Raw genomic sequence first — 15,394 nt, forward strand, 5'->3', positions numbered from 1 at the left:
AGCATCCGCAGTATGGACACGTTTGCGTAACTTGATTCTGCCGGATTGTCCTAATAGGGACGCCATAAAGATTTTTGGGCGGATGAAAGGAAGATATAACGTGGATCAAGCTGCCACAATCGTCAAACAGATAGCCGATGCCATCGCTCTCTACGCCGAAATCTGGATCCTGATCGGCCTGGGGATCTTTTACACGGTAGTTACTAGGGGAGTGCAATTCCGTCTCTTCCGCCATATGTGGCACGTGGTGTTATCTTCTCGCAAAGATTCACGCGGAGGAATCTCCTCCTTCCAAGCCTTCACTATTTCCTTGGCGGCTCGCGTGGGAGTAGGTAACGTGTTCGGGGTGGCGGCTGCCCTCATCATTGGCGGGCCGGGCGCGATCTTTTGGATGTGGATGGTAGCGCTAGTGGGGATGGCTACCTCTTTTATGGAATCCACCTTGGCACAGATTTTCAAAGTCAAAAACGAAGACGGTACTTTCCGAGGAGGTCCGGCCTACTATATGTGGTTGGGTCTGCACAAGCGTTGGTTTGGTTCCATCTTTGCGGTGATCGCTATCATTACCTGTGGTTTCGTGATCACTTCCGTGCAGTCCAATGCGATTGCCGGCTCGATTATGGCCACCCTCGGCACTACCGAAGCCCAGCAAGGCACGCATTCGGCGATCATTGCGGTGATTCTGTTCGTGTTTGCGGCTCCGATTATTTTAGGAGGAATTCGTTCGGTAGCGCGGGTAACCGAATGGATGGCTCCTATTATGGCTGTGGTTTACGTGATTATTGCGGCGATTATCCTGGTGATGAACATTGGGCAGATTCCCGCGATCCTAGCTTTAATCGTAAAAAGTGCTTTCACCGGTGGGGCGCTTGGGGGAGGAATCGGCGGAGGAGTATTTGCTGCCCTGATCAACGGGGTACAGCGCGGCCTATTTTCTAACGAGGCCGGGCAAGGAACCGCCCCCAACGCAGCCGCAACCGCTACCGTTTCCCATCCGGTACGCCAGGGGCTCATCCAATCGCTTGGAGTTTTCGTAGACACGATTATCGTGTGTTCTGCCACCGCCATTATCATTTTGAGTGCTCCCAAAGCGGTGCTGACCGGTACCGATCCTTCCCAGGCGGCCTCTTTGACTACGGTGGCGGTAGCCTCCCAGCTAGGGGATTGGTCAACCTATTTGATGTTGCTGATTATTTCGGTACTGGCGTTTTCCTCTATTATTGCCGCCTATGTTTATTCCGATGTGAATATGTCCTTTGTGACTACCAAACCCTGGGCATCGTGGCTGGTGCGGGTAATCTCCGTCGCTTCGGTAGTGCTGGGAGCCGTGGTATCGCTGCCGCTAGTATGGAATGCGGTCGATATCGCCATGGCGGTTATGACTATCACTAATCTGATAGCGATTACCTTGCTGTGGAAGTGGGTAGTGGGCGCCTTAAAGGATTACTCGGCATCGCTTCGGCGCGATAAAGATGCGGTACCGGTTTTCGTAGCTAAAAGCAATCCCTATCTACCGGCAGAGTTACCCACCGACGTATGGAGCGAAGAGTCAGGCAAACCTCTGCCTACTGAGGCCTAGGCGTTCTCGTTCGTTATAAGAAACCAGAGGCTAAGGTTTCCGGTTTTCAGGTATTTGAAACCCTAGGGCAAAATAGGGGGCATGGAACAGATCCGCATGAAAACCGATTCTCAGTTCACGCGTAGCGACTACCTGAAAGCTTGGGCAGTTCATGCCTTCACCGCCTCCGGGGTGGTATGGGCTGGTTGCGCGGTACTTGCCTTAATGCGCCATGACTACCTGCAAATGTGGGGGTGGTTGGCGATTAGTTTGATTGTTGATGGTTTGGACGGAACCCTGGCGCGGCGTTACCGGGTTAAAGAAGTTATTCCCTGGTTTGATGGTTCAGCTCTCGACCTTATCGTCGACTATTTGACCTGGACATTTATTCCCGCGATTTTTATGTCTCAAACCTTAGTTTTCGCCCCGGGAACTCCCGGTAAGGGAATTGACTTGGTAGTGACAGAATTGCTGATGGTATCGGTTTGTGCCTCTTCTATGTTCTGTTACTGCAATAAGAAAGCCAAAAGCTCCGATAACTATTTCGTGGGATTCCCGGCCGCCTGGAATATAGTAATCCTCTATCTATATCTGGTGGCGTTACCCTGGTGGTTCAACCTGATAATCGTAGTGCTCTTTATCGTGCTAACGGTTTCCCCGCTTACTTTCTGTCACCCCTTCCGGGTACAAAAACTGCGGTGGCTCAATATTTTGTCAGTGATAATTTGGCTGGCCTGCATTATTTGGCTCACTATTTACTTCCCCGAACGCAACCCCTTCGTGTGGTGGGCATGGTGGATTAGTGGCATTTACTTTATAGGGAACGGCGTGATCCGTACTTTTGTAGGTCCGCAAGCGGAACGCAAGCGGGCGCAACCAAACCCTAAGGATGTCAGTTAGTACCGGTTTCTTGTGGTTTCAGCAAAAAATTCACCAGATAACGCTCGCGTAGATATTTTGAGCCTTCTACAAAGAACCCCGAAATAATAAACAGAATAACGATTACTATCACGTAGGTGGGGTAGTCTTTGCCGGTCATCGCGAAATATACGTAGGGAGCCGCGAAAGTAATCGCGGTAGTAAACGTACCTATAATGCGCACCAATTGGCGCTTGGCGGTAAACATAGCCAGTACCCCCCAGGTGTAGGGGATGGCAGTAGCAATATCCATGGTCCATAGCACCAGCAGAGATCCATGAAACTCTTTTACCAGGCTCACCGGTAATACCCGCAGGCTGGAATAGGTAATTACCACCAGGTAGGCCAACACTTTGGGGTCGGTTAACCATTTTGCTAGGTGTGAGCGACGAGTCTGGATAATCCCGCAGGCATTCAGCCCGCTCGCAATCTTAGGAGGAAGATGGGTAGCGTCAATTCCTAAGAATGCGTGACGTATTCGCTGCCTACTGTGGACACTCAGATCTTCCCAACGCTCGATGAGTGCTTCCACCAGGTCTTCAGGATTGAGCATCCAGGGGATCTTGGTGTCTTTTTCCTGCTCGCAGGCAAGAATCGCCCCCACTAGTCGCTGGGGGTAATCCCTGCCCTCAGGATATTGTGCGGTATCTAAGATTCTTCCGGTGCCTAGCATCCGAGAAAACCGTTCGGCTTCTTCTCTGGTGCCACCTCCCAGCCACACCGTTAGTGCCCGCTGTAAATCTGCACGTAGTTGCCCCAAGAATCGCTCGCCCGCTTTAGAGTCCAGGAAGTGATCAAGGCTTTGTTCTGGGAGGGAGAACAGCCAAGAAACATCGCGGGTACAGCCACGCCCCAGTTCAGAAATGCGGTGAAGGCCGGCACTACGACAAATAACCACCGGATCCAGGGCATATTTGGATGCCACAGCGAGATCGGTGAGCTTTTGCCCATTTTTGAAGGAAGGATCGACCATCGCCATGGTTTCAAGTCTATGAGAAATCTAGAAATTTCGGTCTTTTCGCGACAAGAAGGAAAAAAATGGTCATACTAGAGGTATGAAGGTTTTAGTAACTATCGCCTCCAAGCACGGAGCGACTGAAGAAGTTGGAAAAGTTATTGTAGAGGAACTGGAGAATGCAGGTCTGGAAGTGGATCTGGAAAAACCAGAAGAGGTATACAGCCTAGATGGATACGGAGCAGTCATTATTGGCTCAGCGGTTTATCTAACCAAATGGATGGATACTGCCAATGATTTTTGTCGCCGCTTTGCTTCGGAACTGCGCCGCACTCCGCTGTGGGCATTCTCAGTGGGACTGTCGGGGGTTCCCGAAGACAAGGTTCAAGATCCTTCGCGGGTGGGACCGGTGCTTTTGAATATTGATCCGCAAGAATATGTGACTTTCCCGGGCAGATTGGATCCGGAGGAGCTGTCTTTGCGGGAGCGTACAGTAGCTCGCCTAGGAGGCGCAGTGGAGGGGGATTTCCGTGATGACCAGTTAGTTCGTGACTGGGCAAAGAAAGTTATTAAAGAAATCAAGGCATAAACCTTTCTTTCATTACTGTCCGCAGGTTGGCGCCTAACGAGGAATCCTCGTTGCGTGCTAACCTGCGGATTTGTATCTATGGAGGCGGTTGGGGTGGTGGTTGTTCAAAGGTGATCCGCTTTTGAAAGGCCAAGGCTCATTTTGTAAGTGTCTCTAGTCACATCGAATCCTTCAGTTATGTATAGTTATTCATAACTTGATATAAATATTCACTATGAAGGTTTCAATTGTTGGTGCAAGCGGATTTGCCGGAGGGGAAATCCTGCGGATAGTAGCTGCCCACCCCGATTTCGAGGTCGATCAGCTATGCGCGTCCTCCTCAGCAGGTAAAAAGCTAGGGGAGTTTCATCCTCAACTTCCCCAATTAGCCAAGCAAGAAATAAAAGCAGTAGACCCGGTGGCGCTAAAAGAAAGCGCTGCGATTTTCCTAGCATTGCCGCATGGACAATCCGGGAAAATGGCAGCGCAACTGCGCGCTGCCGGAGTAGAAAGCCTGTTGGTAGATTGCGGAGCCGACCATCGGCTCACCTCCAAAGCAGCCTGGGACAGTTACTATGGCGGCGAATATTTCCAGGCATGGACCTATGGAATGCCCGAACTAAAGTGTGCTTGCGGGCCTTCACAGCGCGAACAGCTGGCAGCCGCCCAGCAGATCGCGGTTCCCGGATGCAACGTAACTGCTGTTACCTTCGCTTTTCAACCTCTGCTAGCTGCCGGATTGATTGACCCAAACGATATTGTCGCCACTTTAGCGGTGGGATATTCCGGTGCCGGAAAATCCCTAAAACCGCACCTATTAGCCACCGCAGCCCTCGGCAATGCCCAGCCCTATGCGGTAGGCGGAACCCATCGCCATATTCCCGAAATCGCGCAAAACTTCGCAGTTAGCAGCGGAAACAACCCCGAGGACTATAAAATCACCCTCACTCCAGTGTTAGTACCCATGTCGCGGGGAATCCTGGCAACCGTGACCGCCACTGCGACTCAAAAAACTACCACCGAGCAGTTACATGCCCTCTACCAGGATTTTTATCAGGAAGAAAACCTTATACAGGTACTTGAACTCGGCTCTTGGCCACAAACCCAAGCAGTGACCGGCAGTGCAAACGTGCAGGTACAGGTGGCGCTAGATCAGCGTTCGGGCAAGATCATTGCCCTCAGCGCCCTCGATAACTTAGGTAAAGGCACCGCGCAGGCGGCCTTGCAGTCAGCCAACCTCGCCCTCGGACTCGACGAATATACCGGCATTAACCAGATTGGAGTTGCCCCGTGAAAAAAGATAAAAACCTCCAGGGCGTAACCAGCGTACCCGGATTCAAAGCCTGCGGGATTGCTTCCGGAATGCGCCGCAAAGGACGCAAAGACCTAGCCCTCGTCCTCAATACCGGGGCAAATCCGGTGGCCGCCGGGGTATTTACCTCCAATCGTTTCGCCGCCGCGCCCGTACTTTACTCCCGGGCAGTGCTCAGCAAAGGGGCGACTGGAATGCGCTCAGTAGTGCTTAACTCCGGCAGCGCCAACGCCTGCACCGGCAAAAACGGCCTCAAAGATACGGTCAACACCGCTAAGGCAGTGGGAGCCGCCCTAGAAATCGACCCGCGGCAAGTGTTAGTGTGCTCCACCGGAATGATCGGGACGCCCCTGCCGATGGACAAAATGCTATCCGGGATTGAAACTGCGGCTGAGAGCCTTTCCGAAGAAGGTGGCGCCGATGCCTCCTGGGCGATTCTCACCACCGATAACGAGCCGAAAACCGTGCACTACCAGGCAGACGGCTACCAAATTGGAGGGATGGCGAAAGGAGCCGGCATGTTAGCCCCGGCTCTGGCAACCATGCTTTGTGTAATCACCACCGACGCCCTCCTTGATGCCGAAACTGCCCAAAAGGCGCTGGAAGTTGCCTGCGCGAAAACCTTTAACCGCCTAGATTCCGATGGCTGCATGTCCACTAACGACACCGTGATTTTGCTGGCCTCCGGGGAAAGCGGAAAAGCCCCCAGCGGATTTACCGCGGCGCTGACTGAAACCTGCGCCCAGTTGGCACGGAAACTCGCTGACGATGCGGAAGGTGCACAGCACACCGTAGAGATCGCAGTCACCGAAGCCGAAAGTGAAGCCGGCGCTTTGATCGCGGCGAAAACTATTTCCCGGTCAAACCTGGTGAAAACCGCTATCGCCGGGTGCGATCCCAATTGGGGAAGGATAGTTTCCGAACTGGGAACCGTACCCGAAAGCGTTTGCCCCTACGACCCGAGCGCGGTATCGGTACTGTTCAACGGGGTGCAAGTATGCAAGGATGGTGCCGCCTGGGGCAGCCGCGAAGATGTTCCCTTTGATAGCCGAGACGTGCATTTAGAGGTACGTCTGGGAGCCGGAAATGCCCAGGCCAGCGTACTAACCAACGACCTTACCCACGAATATATTCATATCAACGCGGACTATTCATCATGAGTGTAAAAAACCTATCTGCCTGGGATAAAGCCGGGATACTGCTAGAAACTTTGCCGTGGCTGCGCGAATACTCTGGCTCGCGGATTGTGATTAAATACGGCGGAAACGCCATGATCTCCGAAGAACTTAAAACCGCTTTTGCCCGGGACATTATTTTCCTGCACGAATGGGGGATTGAACCCATAATCGTGCATGGGGGCGGTCCCCAAATCAGCTCTATGTTAAAAACCCTGGGGATCGAGGCTCCGTTTGTTTCCGGTCTGCGAGTTACCAGCCCGGAAGTGATGAAAGTAGTGCGGATGGTGCTCACCGGGATGGTGCAGCGCGAACTGGTTTCCCTGCTGAACGAAACTTCGATTGCGGCAATCGGGATTTCTGGCGAGGACGGAGCGTTTTTACGTGCCCAAAAACAAGGGGCGACAGTAGACGGAAAACCCGTCGACCTGGGGCTAGTGGGTAAAGTAACCGCCGTAGATCCCGGACCGATAGAAGATTTACTGCAGTCCGGACGGATCCCGGTAGTGTCCTCCATCGCGGTTAACCAAGATGACCCCACCCAGGTGTTAAATATCAACGCCGATTTGGCGGCCGCGGCAGTCGCAGGCGCCTTGGGAGCAAAGAAACTTATCGTCCTCACCGATGTAAAAGGGCTCTACCGCAACTGGCCAGACCCCGATACTCGAATTTCACAGATAACCGCCAGCGAGGCCGCCGAACTGCTGCCCACCCTAGAAGCGGGAATGCGCCCCAAGGTACAAGCCTGCATTCAGGCCTGTCAGCAGGGAGTACCCCGAGCCACCATTATTGATGGACGGGTGCCGCACTCGATGTTGCTAGAAATCTTCACCGATACCGGATTTGGAACTATGGTGATGGGAGATAGCCATGACTAATGCCGAATGGATCAGCGCCTATCAAGAAAACCTTTTAGGAGTTTTCGGGCAGCCGCAGGCGTGTTTTACCCACGGCCAAGGCACCCGGGTGTGGGATGCCGATGGTAAAGAATACCTAGATTTGCTGGGCGGAATCGCGGTAAACGCTCTCGGATATGCCCATCCGGAAATAGTGAAGACTATCGGGGAGCAAGCCAGCCGCTTTACCCACGTTTCTAACTTTTTCACTACCCCGCAGCAAGTAGAAGCCGCCGCGGCAGTAAAGAAAATCTGCGCTGCCGGTTGGGACAGCGCGGTGCAAGCGGAAATTACCTCCCAGGCGCGAGTGCTATTCGTAAACTCAGGCACCGAAGCCAATGAAGCCGCCTTGAAAATGGCGTTAGCCGCCCGGCCGGGAGGACGCGCGATTGCGCTCAAAGGCGCATTTCACGGACGTACCCTGGGTTCACTTTCACTGACCTATAAAGCTCCCTACCGCGAACCCTTTGCTCCCTTCGTAGGGCCTACCGAGTTTGTAGCAGCCACGGTAGCGGGAATTGAGGCAGTAGACCCCGAGGGCGTATCCGCGATTTTCCTAGAACCCCTGCAAGGCGAAGCAGGCGTAATCCCACTAGCGCCCGAAGTTTTAGCAGCCGCGCGCGGGCTGGCAGACCGCGCCGGAGCATTGCTGGTTTTTGACGAAGTCCAAACCGGGATGGCGCGGTGCGGAAAATGGCTCGCTCACCAGGGAATCTGCCATGATGGGAAAGAAATAGTTCCCGACGTGGTGACTTTAGCTAAAGGCCTAGGTGCGGGAGTGCCGGTCGGGGCATGTGTAGCCATGAACGAACGCGCCGCCACCGCCCTAAAACCAGGAAGTCACGGCACTACCTTCGGAGGAAACCCGCTGGTAAGTGCGGTAGTAGCGCGCACCATCAACCTGATGGAGGAGCTGGATTTGCCGGCGTGCGCCGCCAAAGTTGGGGACGCCTGGATGCAGGCGATCGCCGATGCCCAAATCCCAGGAATCAAGGATGCCCGGGGGCAAGGACTGTTGCGCGGCCTCGTCCTCGAAAAAAATATTGCCCCCCAGCTGGCAAAAGAGCTATTTAAATCCGGGTTTATAGTAAACGCCCCGGCAGCGAACATTATTCGACTAGCTCCACCCCTAATTATTGAACTTGAAGAAGCAAAGACCCTGATTCCGGCGTTAAAGGAAGCGCTCGCGCAGGTAGAACTAGACCTAGGAAAAGGAGAATAACCATGAGTAAAGATCGGGTAGTACTGGCATATTCGGGCGGATTAGACACTTCGGTGGCCATCGGCTGGATCGGGGAACAAACCGGCAAAGAGGTAATCGCCTGCGCCGTTGACGTAGGGCAAGGCGGGGAAGACCTAGAGGTAATCCGCCAGCGCGCCCTGGACTGCGGGGCAGTCGATGCCTATGTGGCTGACGCTAAGGATGAGTTCGCCCAAGAGTATTGCCTGCCGGCAATCAAAGCCAACGGCCTATATATGGATCAGTATCCCCTGGTATCGGCGCTTTCTCGGCCGCTTATCTGTAAACACCTGGTAAAAGTAGCGAAAGACTTTGGTGCCGACACCGTGGCTCATGGTTGCACTGGGAAAGGTAATGACCAGGTACGTTTCGAGGTGTCGCTCACCAGCCAAAACCCGGAAATTAAATGTATCTCTCCGGTACGTGACCTGGCGCTTACCCGGGACGTGGCGATTAAATACGCGGAAGAACACGAACTCCCGATTGAAACCACTAAACATAACCCCTTCTCCATCGACCAGAACGTTTGGGGGCGCGCGGTAGAAACCGGATATCTAGAGGATCTATGGAATCCGCCTACTAAAGACGTCTATGTTTACACCGACGACCCGGCCTATCCTCCCATTCCGGACCAGGTAGTTATTAGTTTTGAAGAGGGCGTGCCGGTAGCTGTGGACGGGCAAAAGATGAGCGCCCTGCAGATTATCCAGGAAATGAACCGCCGGGCAGGAGCCCAAGGGATAGGTCGCCTCGATATGGTGGAAGACCGCCTGGTAGGGATCAAGTCGCGGGAAATCTATGAGGCGCCCGGTGCAGTGGCACTGATTATTGCCCACCAAAACCTAGAAAACCTGACCTTGGAGCGCGAACAAGGACGCTTCAAACGGCAAGTAGAACAACGCTGGTCAGAACTGGTTTATGAGGGGCAATGGTATTCGCCGCTCAAAGGTTCGTTAGATGCCTTCGTAGAAGACAGCCAAAAATACGTCACCGGCGATATCCGGATGATTCTGCACGGCGGGCGGGCAGTAGTCGATGGGCGGCGCTCTGCGGTCGGCTTGTATGACTTCAACCTGGCGACCTACGATTCAGGAGACAGCTTCGACCAGTCCCTCTCGCGCGGATTCATCGGAATCTATGGGCTCTCAACCCAGTTAGCAGCGGCGCGGGAACAAAAAGAAAGCAAGAAATAATATGAGCGAGCAGGTATCGCTATGGGGAGGACGCTTTTCGGGCGGTCCTTCCCAGGCTTTAGCGGCACTTTCAGTATCCACCCATTTCGATTGGCGTCTGGCACTCTACGATTTAGCCGGTTCGCGCGCCCATGCCCGAGCGCTCGCGGGAGCTGGCCTGCTAGACAGCGAGGAACTATCGCAAATGCTGGCGGCTTTAGGGCGGCTAGAAGAAAAAGTTCAAAACGGTGCCTTCGCCCCCGACCCCGCTGACGAGGACGTGCACACGGCCTTAGAGCGAGGGCTATTGATTGAGGCTGGGGAGCATTTAGGGGGGAAACTGCGCGCTGGACGTAGCCGCAACGACCAGATCGCTACCCTGATTCGCATGTACCTGCGAAACCAGGCACGCGCCATCTCCGAGCACATCATCGAGGTAGTCGAAGCGCTTGTGCGCCAAGCGAAAGCCGCCGGGGATACCGTAATGCCGGGGCGTACCCATATGCAGCACGCCCAGCCGGTATTGTTAGCCCACCAGTTACTCGCTCACATCTGGCCGCTATTGCGAGACATTCAGCGTTTTCAGGATTGGGATAGGCGCGCCGCCGCCAGCCCCTACGGTTCTGGAGCGCTCGCGGGCAACACCCTGGGGTTAGACCCAGTGCAAGTGGGGGAAGACCTGGCCTTTGACCGGGTAGTAGAAAACTCCATAGACGGAACCGCCACCCGCGATGTGGTGGCCGAGTTCGCGTTCATCTGCGCTCAGGTCGGGATCGATATTTCTTCTCTAGCGGAAGAAACAATTATTTGGAATACCAAAGAGTTCGGGTATGTCACCTTAGACGATGCGTTCTCTACCGGTTCATCAATCATGCCGCAAAAGAAGAATCCGGACGTGGCAGAATTGGCGCGCGGTAAAGCCGGTCGCATGATAGGGGACTTAACCGGTCTGCTTGCGGTGCTCAAAGGTCTACCTTTTGCCTATGCTCGTGACCTGCAAGAAGATAAAGAGCCAGTCTTTGACCAGGTTGATACTTTAGAGGTATTACTTCCAGCAGTCAGCGGCATGATAGCCACTATGAAGATTGACTACGCTCGCCTAGAAGAACTCGCGCCTCAAGGGTTTTCGCTCGCCACCGATATTGCCGAGTGGCTAGTGGCGCGAGGAATGCCGTTCCGGCAAGCGCATGAAGTATCCGGAGCCTGCGTACGCGAATGTGAAGAAAACGGGATAGAGCTCGCGGATTTGAGTGACGAACAATTCGCCGCTATCAATCCGCTATTAACCCCTGAAGTACGGGAAGTGCTCAGCCCTGCTGGATCGGTGCGCGCCCGCGCCGGACGCGGAGGAACTGCGCCCGCACAGGTTGCTCGGCAGCTAGAGTCCGCCGAGCAGCAGATCGCGCGCATCCGCACCGATTTCGCCGGTAAACATCTGGAATTTAAATAATCCCTTGCCTTGTCATCCGGCGCGGTTTGTGGAGCCTGGGGGAGAAGTTTTTCCTCCTGCCCAAAAACTCTAAAAAGCCCTATGGCTTTTTAGAGTTTTGCGCCCACCTAGCCTGCTCGGATAAAACTTCTCCCCCAGGCGTACTTTCAAAAGTGCTGCTGCCTACTCATGTCTAGTGCGGGGTGTTCTTACTTTTTAATCCCGTCGTTGTTTTCCGGAAATCGGTGGCTCGCACGCTAGGGGAATAAATCAGCCCACTGGCAACATGGACAGTGTTCAGCCGGCGCGTCCCTTGTCGATTGTGATGCAAATTCGTTCGTAAGCGTAGGGGCACGGTGTTACTGTTGTTCGCTCACGACGGTCAGCAAACGCGAGGGCTAGGTTTTATCCGAGTGGGCGCGGTGGGCATAAGAATTCGGAAAATGCCTGCGGTCTTTTTCCGAATTCTTGGGCAGGAGGAAAAACCTAGCCCTTGCGTGTAACGTGCAGATTTTGCGCTTGTTAGGAGGGGCGGAGGATGGCAAAGGGGTCGGTTACCTGCAGGCAGTGATTAGTGAAGCGGAAACGGCGAGCGGGGCGCCCGCCTTTGGTGCCGGGCGCTTTACGCTGACCGGTGGGGGCGAGCTGCCCGCGGCGACTGAGCACCCGCTGCAAGTTGGTGGGGGACACCTCATGTCCTAAGGCTGCCTGGTAGAGGCGGGTTAGCTCCGCCATAGTGAAATCCGGGGGAGCTAAGGCAAACGCAATATTGGTATAGGAAAGTTTTGCCCGCAGCCGGTCTACGCCCTCGGAAATAATATCGGCGTGGTCATAAGCCATCTTCGGCAGGTTGTTTACCGGCACCCACTGGGCGTAAGGGGGAATGGCGGTTCTCACTTGGGCAGCTACTATCCCTAAATAGGCGGTGGCCACGGTGCGTTGACTGGGGTCACGGAGAGGATCAGAGCGGGTGCCTAACTGTTCCATATAGGAAAGAGCAGTAATATCCATCTTTTGTGAAAGATGACGAAAAGCGCTGGCGCCGAGGTTTTCTGCTGGTTCTAAAGGACCGGAAGGAAGGGCGGGCAACCCCTGGAAAGGGGAGTGCTCGCGGCGCGCTACCAGCACTGTTAGCTGCGGGGAATCTCCACGTATTTGCAAGACTACGCTGAGTGCCTCATGCCGGTAGACGGCAGCTCCTTCGGCGTCTCGCAATTGGGGTCTCACAAAATCATATGGTAGCTTAAACTTTAGTTTTCGACTATTAGGCGAAAACTAAAGCAGTTACCTCGAGAAGGAAAGTTTCCAAGATGAAACAACGTATTAAAGGCTGGCTATCCTTATTTTTCATCGATGCGATGACCGGCATGGCGCACGGGCTATTCGCCTCCCTGATTATCGGCACCATCATGGTGCAAGTGGGGGGTTTCATTCCGGGAATAATCGGGCGGGGACTGGTGCTAGTCGGTTCCGTGGCTTCGGTTCTTACCGGTGCTGGCATTGGGATGGGAGTCGCGCACCGCCTTAAAGCCTCCACTTTTGTGGTGGTAGGCACCGGCCTGGCAGGTATGATCGGCGCTCATGCTGCCAAAATCTTAAGCGGCGGAATCGTGGATGGTCTTTCCATGCAGTTGAAAGGACCAGGAGAGCCGTTAGGTGCGTTTATCGCTTCCTTCGTAGCAGTCGAGTTTGGCCTGCTAGTTTCCGGTAAAACCCCAGTAGATATCTTGGTTACTCCCTTCGTGACTGTTACCTCTGGCGCCATCGTGGGTCTGTTCATTGGGCCAGGAATTTCACAAATGATGACCGCTTTAGGAGCCATCATTAACTGGGGAACTGAGCGTCAGCCCTTCCTAATGGGCATTATCGTGTCGGTACTGATGGGGATGATCTTGACCTTGCCGATATCTTCGGCGGCCCTGGGAATCGTGTTGGGATTATCCGGCCTGGCAGCCGGGGCGGCGACCGTGGGGTGTAGCGCGCAGATGGTAGGTTTCGCAGTCGCGTCTTATCGAGAAAATAAAGTTTCCGGCCTAATCTCGCAGGGTATCGGTACTTCCATGCTGCAAGTTCCCAATATTATGCGGCACCCCTTAATCTGGATTCCTCCCACTTTGGCTTCTGCGATTTTAGGTCCCATCGCCACTATGGTGTTCAAGATGGAATCGAATGCGGCCGGCTCCGGAATGGGAACTTCCGGTTTAGTGGGACAGATTATGACCTGGAATGTAATGGGGTCAACTACATCTTGGCCAGCACTTTTGGGAATGATCTTGCTGCTGCACTTTATTGCCCCCGCCGCCCTCTCTTTGCTATTTGCGGAGTTTATGCGGAAGAAGGGTTGGATTAAGGCCGGGGATATGCTGCTCGAAAAATAGGCAGCATTCCGGATAGGAAGCAAACCCCCAGCTGCGTCCGCAGGTAGGTTAGACTAAGCCCGAGAAGAATATAGACTTGTTCACCCCGAGGGGGATCACGAGTTTAACCTGCATAAGAAAGGAATATCGTGGCCGATATTATTGATGAGCTGGAATGGCGGGGCCTACTTGCCCAGCACACTGATCTCGCGAAACTGCGGGAAGCACTTGCCAATGGACCGGTCACTTTCTATTGCGGTTTTGATCCTACTGCTGCTTCCCTGCATCACGGACATTTGGTGCAGGTGCTGATGATGCGGCATTTGCAAAAGGCAGGGCACCGTCCTATTGCTCTGGTTGGGGGTGCTACCGGCTTGATCGGGGATCCCCGGATGACCGCGGAGCGCCAGTTGCAACCTAAAGAAGTAGTTGCGGGCTGGGTAGAGCGCCTGCGCGGGCAAATCAGCCGTTTTCTGGATTTCGAGGGCGATAACCCGGCAATCATGGTTAACAATATGGACTGGATCCAGGATCTAGGAGCGATTGAACTCCTACGTGACTTGGGTAAAAACTTCCGGATGGGAACCATGCTGTCTAAAGATGCGGTGGCGCGGCGTCTGAAGTCTGAAGAAGGAATTTCCTACACGGAGTTCAGCTACCAAATCCTGCAAGCCTATGATTTCCTGCAGTTATACCGCCGTTACGGCTGCACCCTGGAAACTGGCGGCAACGACCAGTGGGGCAACCTGGTGGGCGGCATGGATCTAATCCACAAGGTAGAGGGCAAAGACGTCCATGTCATGACCACCCCTTTGATCACCAAGGCTGATGGCTCCAAGTTTGGTAAATCCGAGGGTGGCGCAATTTGGCTAGATCCAGAGATGCTTTCGCCCTACGAGTTCTACCAGTTCTGGCTGGGTGCCGAAGATGCGGACGTAGTTCGGTTCCTGAAGGTATTTACTTTCCTGTCCCGCGAGGAAATCGAAGCGCTGGCAGTCGAGGTAGCTGAGCGTCCTCATAAACGCGAAGCTCAAAAGGCGCTGGCCGCGGAGGTAACCCGCCTGGTTCATGGTCAAGAGGCACTGGATCAGGTTTTGGCAGCTACCGAAGCCCTGTGGGGTAGTGGGGATCTGCATCAGGTGGACGGCAACACCTTGAAGGGAGCGACTGCCCATTTGCCCAGCGCCAAGGTAGAAATCGGGAAAACTAACCTGGTGGATCTGCTGATAGCAGCGGGCTTTGAGAAGGGGCGGGGCGCGGCGATGCGCACCATTAAGAACGGTGGCGCTTATCTGAACAATCAGAAAGTCACCGACCCGGATCGGGTTATCACTTCCGAGGACGTGCTGCCGGGTTCTTTGGTGCTTTTCCGGAAAGGCAAGCGCAATCTAGCTGTCGCTTACCTGCAAAAATAGCTTATTTTTGGCGGTGTGTGAGAGGTCACCGCGTCTCAGTTTGAAGTTTTCTAACTGCAGTAGGTAAGTTAATACCTGTTGCCCCGGCAGAGAGCTTCGGTTCTGGGTCAGTGGGCTAGATTGTTTGACTTAGTACTTAACAGATAAGAACTGGTTTTATGGCCTGTTTCACTTAGAAATAAGTTGAAAGCCAAAAACCAAATCTGTTAGACTGAGACTCGCGCGTTTTTCGCGCAGCGACCTTTACTGATCGTTTTTGGTTGGTTTGTGGTTTGGTTGTTTGTGTTCTCGATAGTGTGTTTTTTTGTTTTGTTTGTGTGGGATTGAGCTGGGCTTGCTTGCTGTTTTTGGTGGGTGGGTTTGGTTTTTTCTGTTTTTTGTTTTTTTGATGCTGATGAT

General features: G+C 53.8%; 14 protein-coding genes. 11 read left to right on the plus strand and 3 right to left on the minus strand.

Translation table 11 applies throughout. From position 1 onward, the window contains the following. Window positions 1-100: 100 nt before the first annotated feature. Both E6072_RS05670 and E6072_RS05675 read left to right on the plus strand, forming a co-directional pair. Window positions 101-1,579, plus strand: a complete 1,479-nt coding sequence (locus E6072_RS05670; RefSeq protein WP_316694353.1) for an alanine/glycine:cation symporter family protein — start codon at window positions 101-103, stop codon at window positions 1,577-1,579. Window positions 1,580-1,660: 81 nt separating this feature from the next. Continuing rightward, window positions 1,661-2,458, plus strand: a complete 798-nt coding sequence (locus E6072_RS05675; RefSeq protein ID WP_316694354.1) for a phosphatidylcholine synthase — start codon at window positions 1,661-1,663, stop codon at window positions 2,456-2,458. On the opposite strand, the gene E6072_RS05680 is transcribed toward E6072_RS05675, so the two are convergent. After that, on the minus strand, window positions 2,451-3,455 hold the full coding sequence (locus E6072_RS05680) for a hypothetical protein (RefSeq protein WP_316694356.1): 1,005 nt from the start codon (window positions 3,453-3,455) through the stop codon (window positions 2,451-2,453). The two genes, E6072_RS05675 and E6072_RS05680, sit on opposite strands and share 8 nt — an antisense overlap. Before the next feature lie 76 nt (window positions 3,456-3,531). Here E6072_RS05680 and E6072_RS05685 point away from each other — a divergent pair, with 76 nt between their 5' ends. The 7 genes from E6072_RS05685 to argH all read left to right on the plus strand — a co-directional run bounded on the left by E6072_RS05685 (window position 3,532) and on the right by argH (window position 11,244). Next, window positions 3,532-4,020, plus strand: coding sequence for a flavodoxin domain-containing protein (locus tag E6072_RS05685; RefSeq protein WP_278606417.1), 489 nt, complete (start codon window positions 3,532-3,534; stop codon window positions 4,018-4,020). Between the two features lie 214 nt (window positions 4,021-4,234). Next, a complete protein-coding gene (argC, locus tag E6072_RS05690) occupies window positions 4,235-5,293 on the plus strand; it encodes an N-acetyl-gamma-glutamyl-phosphate reductase (RefSeq protein ID WP_316694359.1) in 1,059 nt (352 codons plus the stop codon). A 68-nt stretch (window positions 5,294-5,361) separates the two neighbouring features. Next, window positions 5,362-6,471, plus strand: a complete 1,110-nt coding sequence (gene argJ, locus E6072_RS05695; protein WP_316694373.1) for a bifunctional glutamate N-acetyltransferase/amino-acid acetyltransferase ArgJ — start codon at window positions 5,362-5,364, stop codon at window positions 6,469-6,471. Next, on the plus strand, window positions 6,468-7,364 hold the full coding sequence (argB, locus tag E6072_RS05700; RefSeq protein WP_316694360.1) for an acetylglutamate kinase: 897 nt from the start codon (window positions 6,468-6,470) through the stop codon (window positions 7,362-7,364). Before argJ ends, argB begins: the two co-directional genes overlap by 4 nt. Continuing rightward, the gene (locus tag E6072_RS05705; protein ID WP_316694361.1) at window positions 7,357-8,604 is read left to right on the plus strand and encodes an aminotransferase class III-fold pyridoxal phosphate-dependent enzyme; all 1,248 of its coding nucleotides are present in this window, start codon (window positions 7,357-7,359) and stop codon (window positions 8,602-8,604) included. The genes argB and E6072_RS05705 overlap by 8 nt, the downstream gene beginning before the upstream one ends. Continuing rightward, window positions 8,601-9,815 (plus strand): argininosuccinate synthase, encoded by a 1,215-nt coding sequence (locus E6072_RS05710; RefSeq protein ID WP_316694375.1) that lies wholly within the window; start codon window positions 8,601-8,603, stop codon window positions 9,813-9,815. The genes E6072_RS05705 and E6072_RS05710 overlap by 4 nt, the downstream gene beginning before the upstream one ends. A gap of 1 nt (window position 9,816) precedes the next feature. Next, a complete protein-coding gene (gene argH, locus E6072_RS05715) occupies window positions 9,817-11,244 on the plus strand; it encodes an argininosuccinate lyase (RefSeq protein WP_316694363.1) in 1,428 nt (475 codons plus the stop codon). Between the two features lie 501 nt (window positions 11,245-11,745). Here argH and E6072_RS05720 read toward each other — a convergent pair. Continuing rightward, complete coding sequence (locus E6072_RS05720) at window positions 11,746-12,450, minus strand: NrtR DNA-binding winged helix domain-containing protein (RefSeq protein WP_316694365.1); 705 nt, start codon at window positions 12,448-12,450, stop codon at window positions 11,746-11,748. A gap of 83 nt (window positions 12,451-12,533) precedes the next feature. Between E6072_RS05720 and E6072_RS05725 the strand changes: the two genes are divergently transcribed. Together E6072_RS05725 and tyrS are read left to right on the plus strand one after the other, a co-directional pair. Beyond that, window positions 12,534-13,601 carry a PTS sugar transporter subunit IIC gene (locus E6072_RS05725; RefSeq protein WP_316694366.1) on the plus strand — a complete coding sequence of 356 codons (1,068 nt, stop codon included), beginning with the start codon at window positions 12,534-12,536 and terminating at the stop codon, window positions 13,599-13,601. A gap of 128 nt (window positions 13,602-13,729) precedes the next feature. Continuing rightward, window positions 13,730-14,995 carry a tyrosine--tRNA ligase gene (gene tyrS / locus E6072_RS05730; protein WP_024058184.1) on the plus strand — a complete coding sequence of 422 codons (1,266 nt, stop codon included), beginning with the start codon at window positions 13,730-13,732 and terminating at the stop codon, window positions 14,993-14,995. Between the two features lie 172 nt (window positions 14,996-15,167). Here the strand turns inward: tyrS and E6072_RS05735 are convergent. After that, window positions 15,168-15,394, minus strand: a 227-nt coding sequence (locus tag E6072_RS05735; protein WP_316694367.1) for a hypothetical protein, incomplete at its 5' end; no start/stop codon positions are given.

This window comes from Varibaculum cambriense (assembly GCF_032557235.1).
In the GTDB taxonomy this organism is placed as follows: Bacteria; Actinomycetota; Actinomycetes; order Actinomycetales; family Actinomycetaceae; genus Varibaculum; species Varibaculum cambriense_C.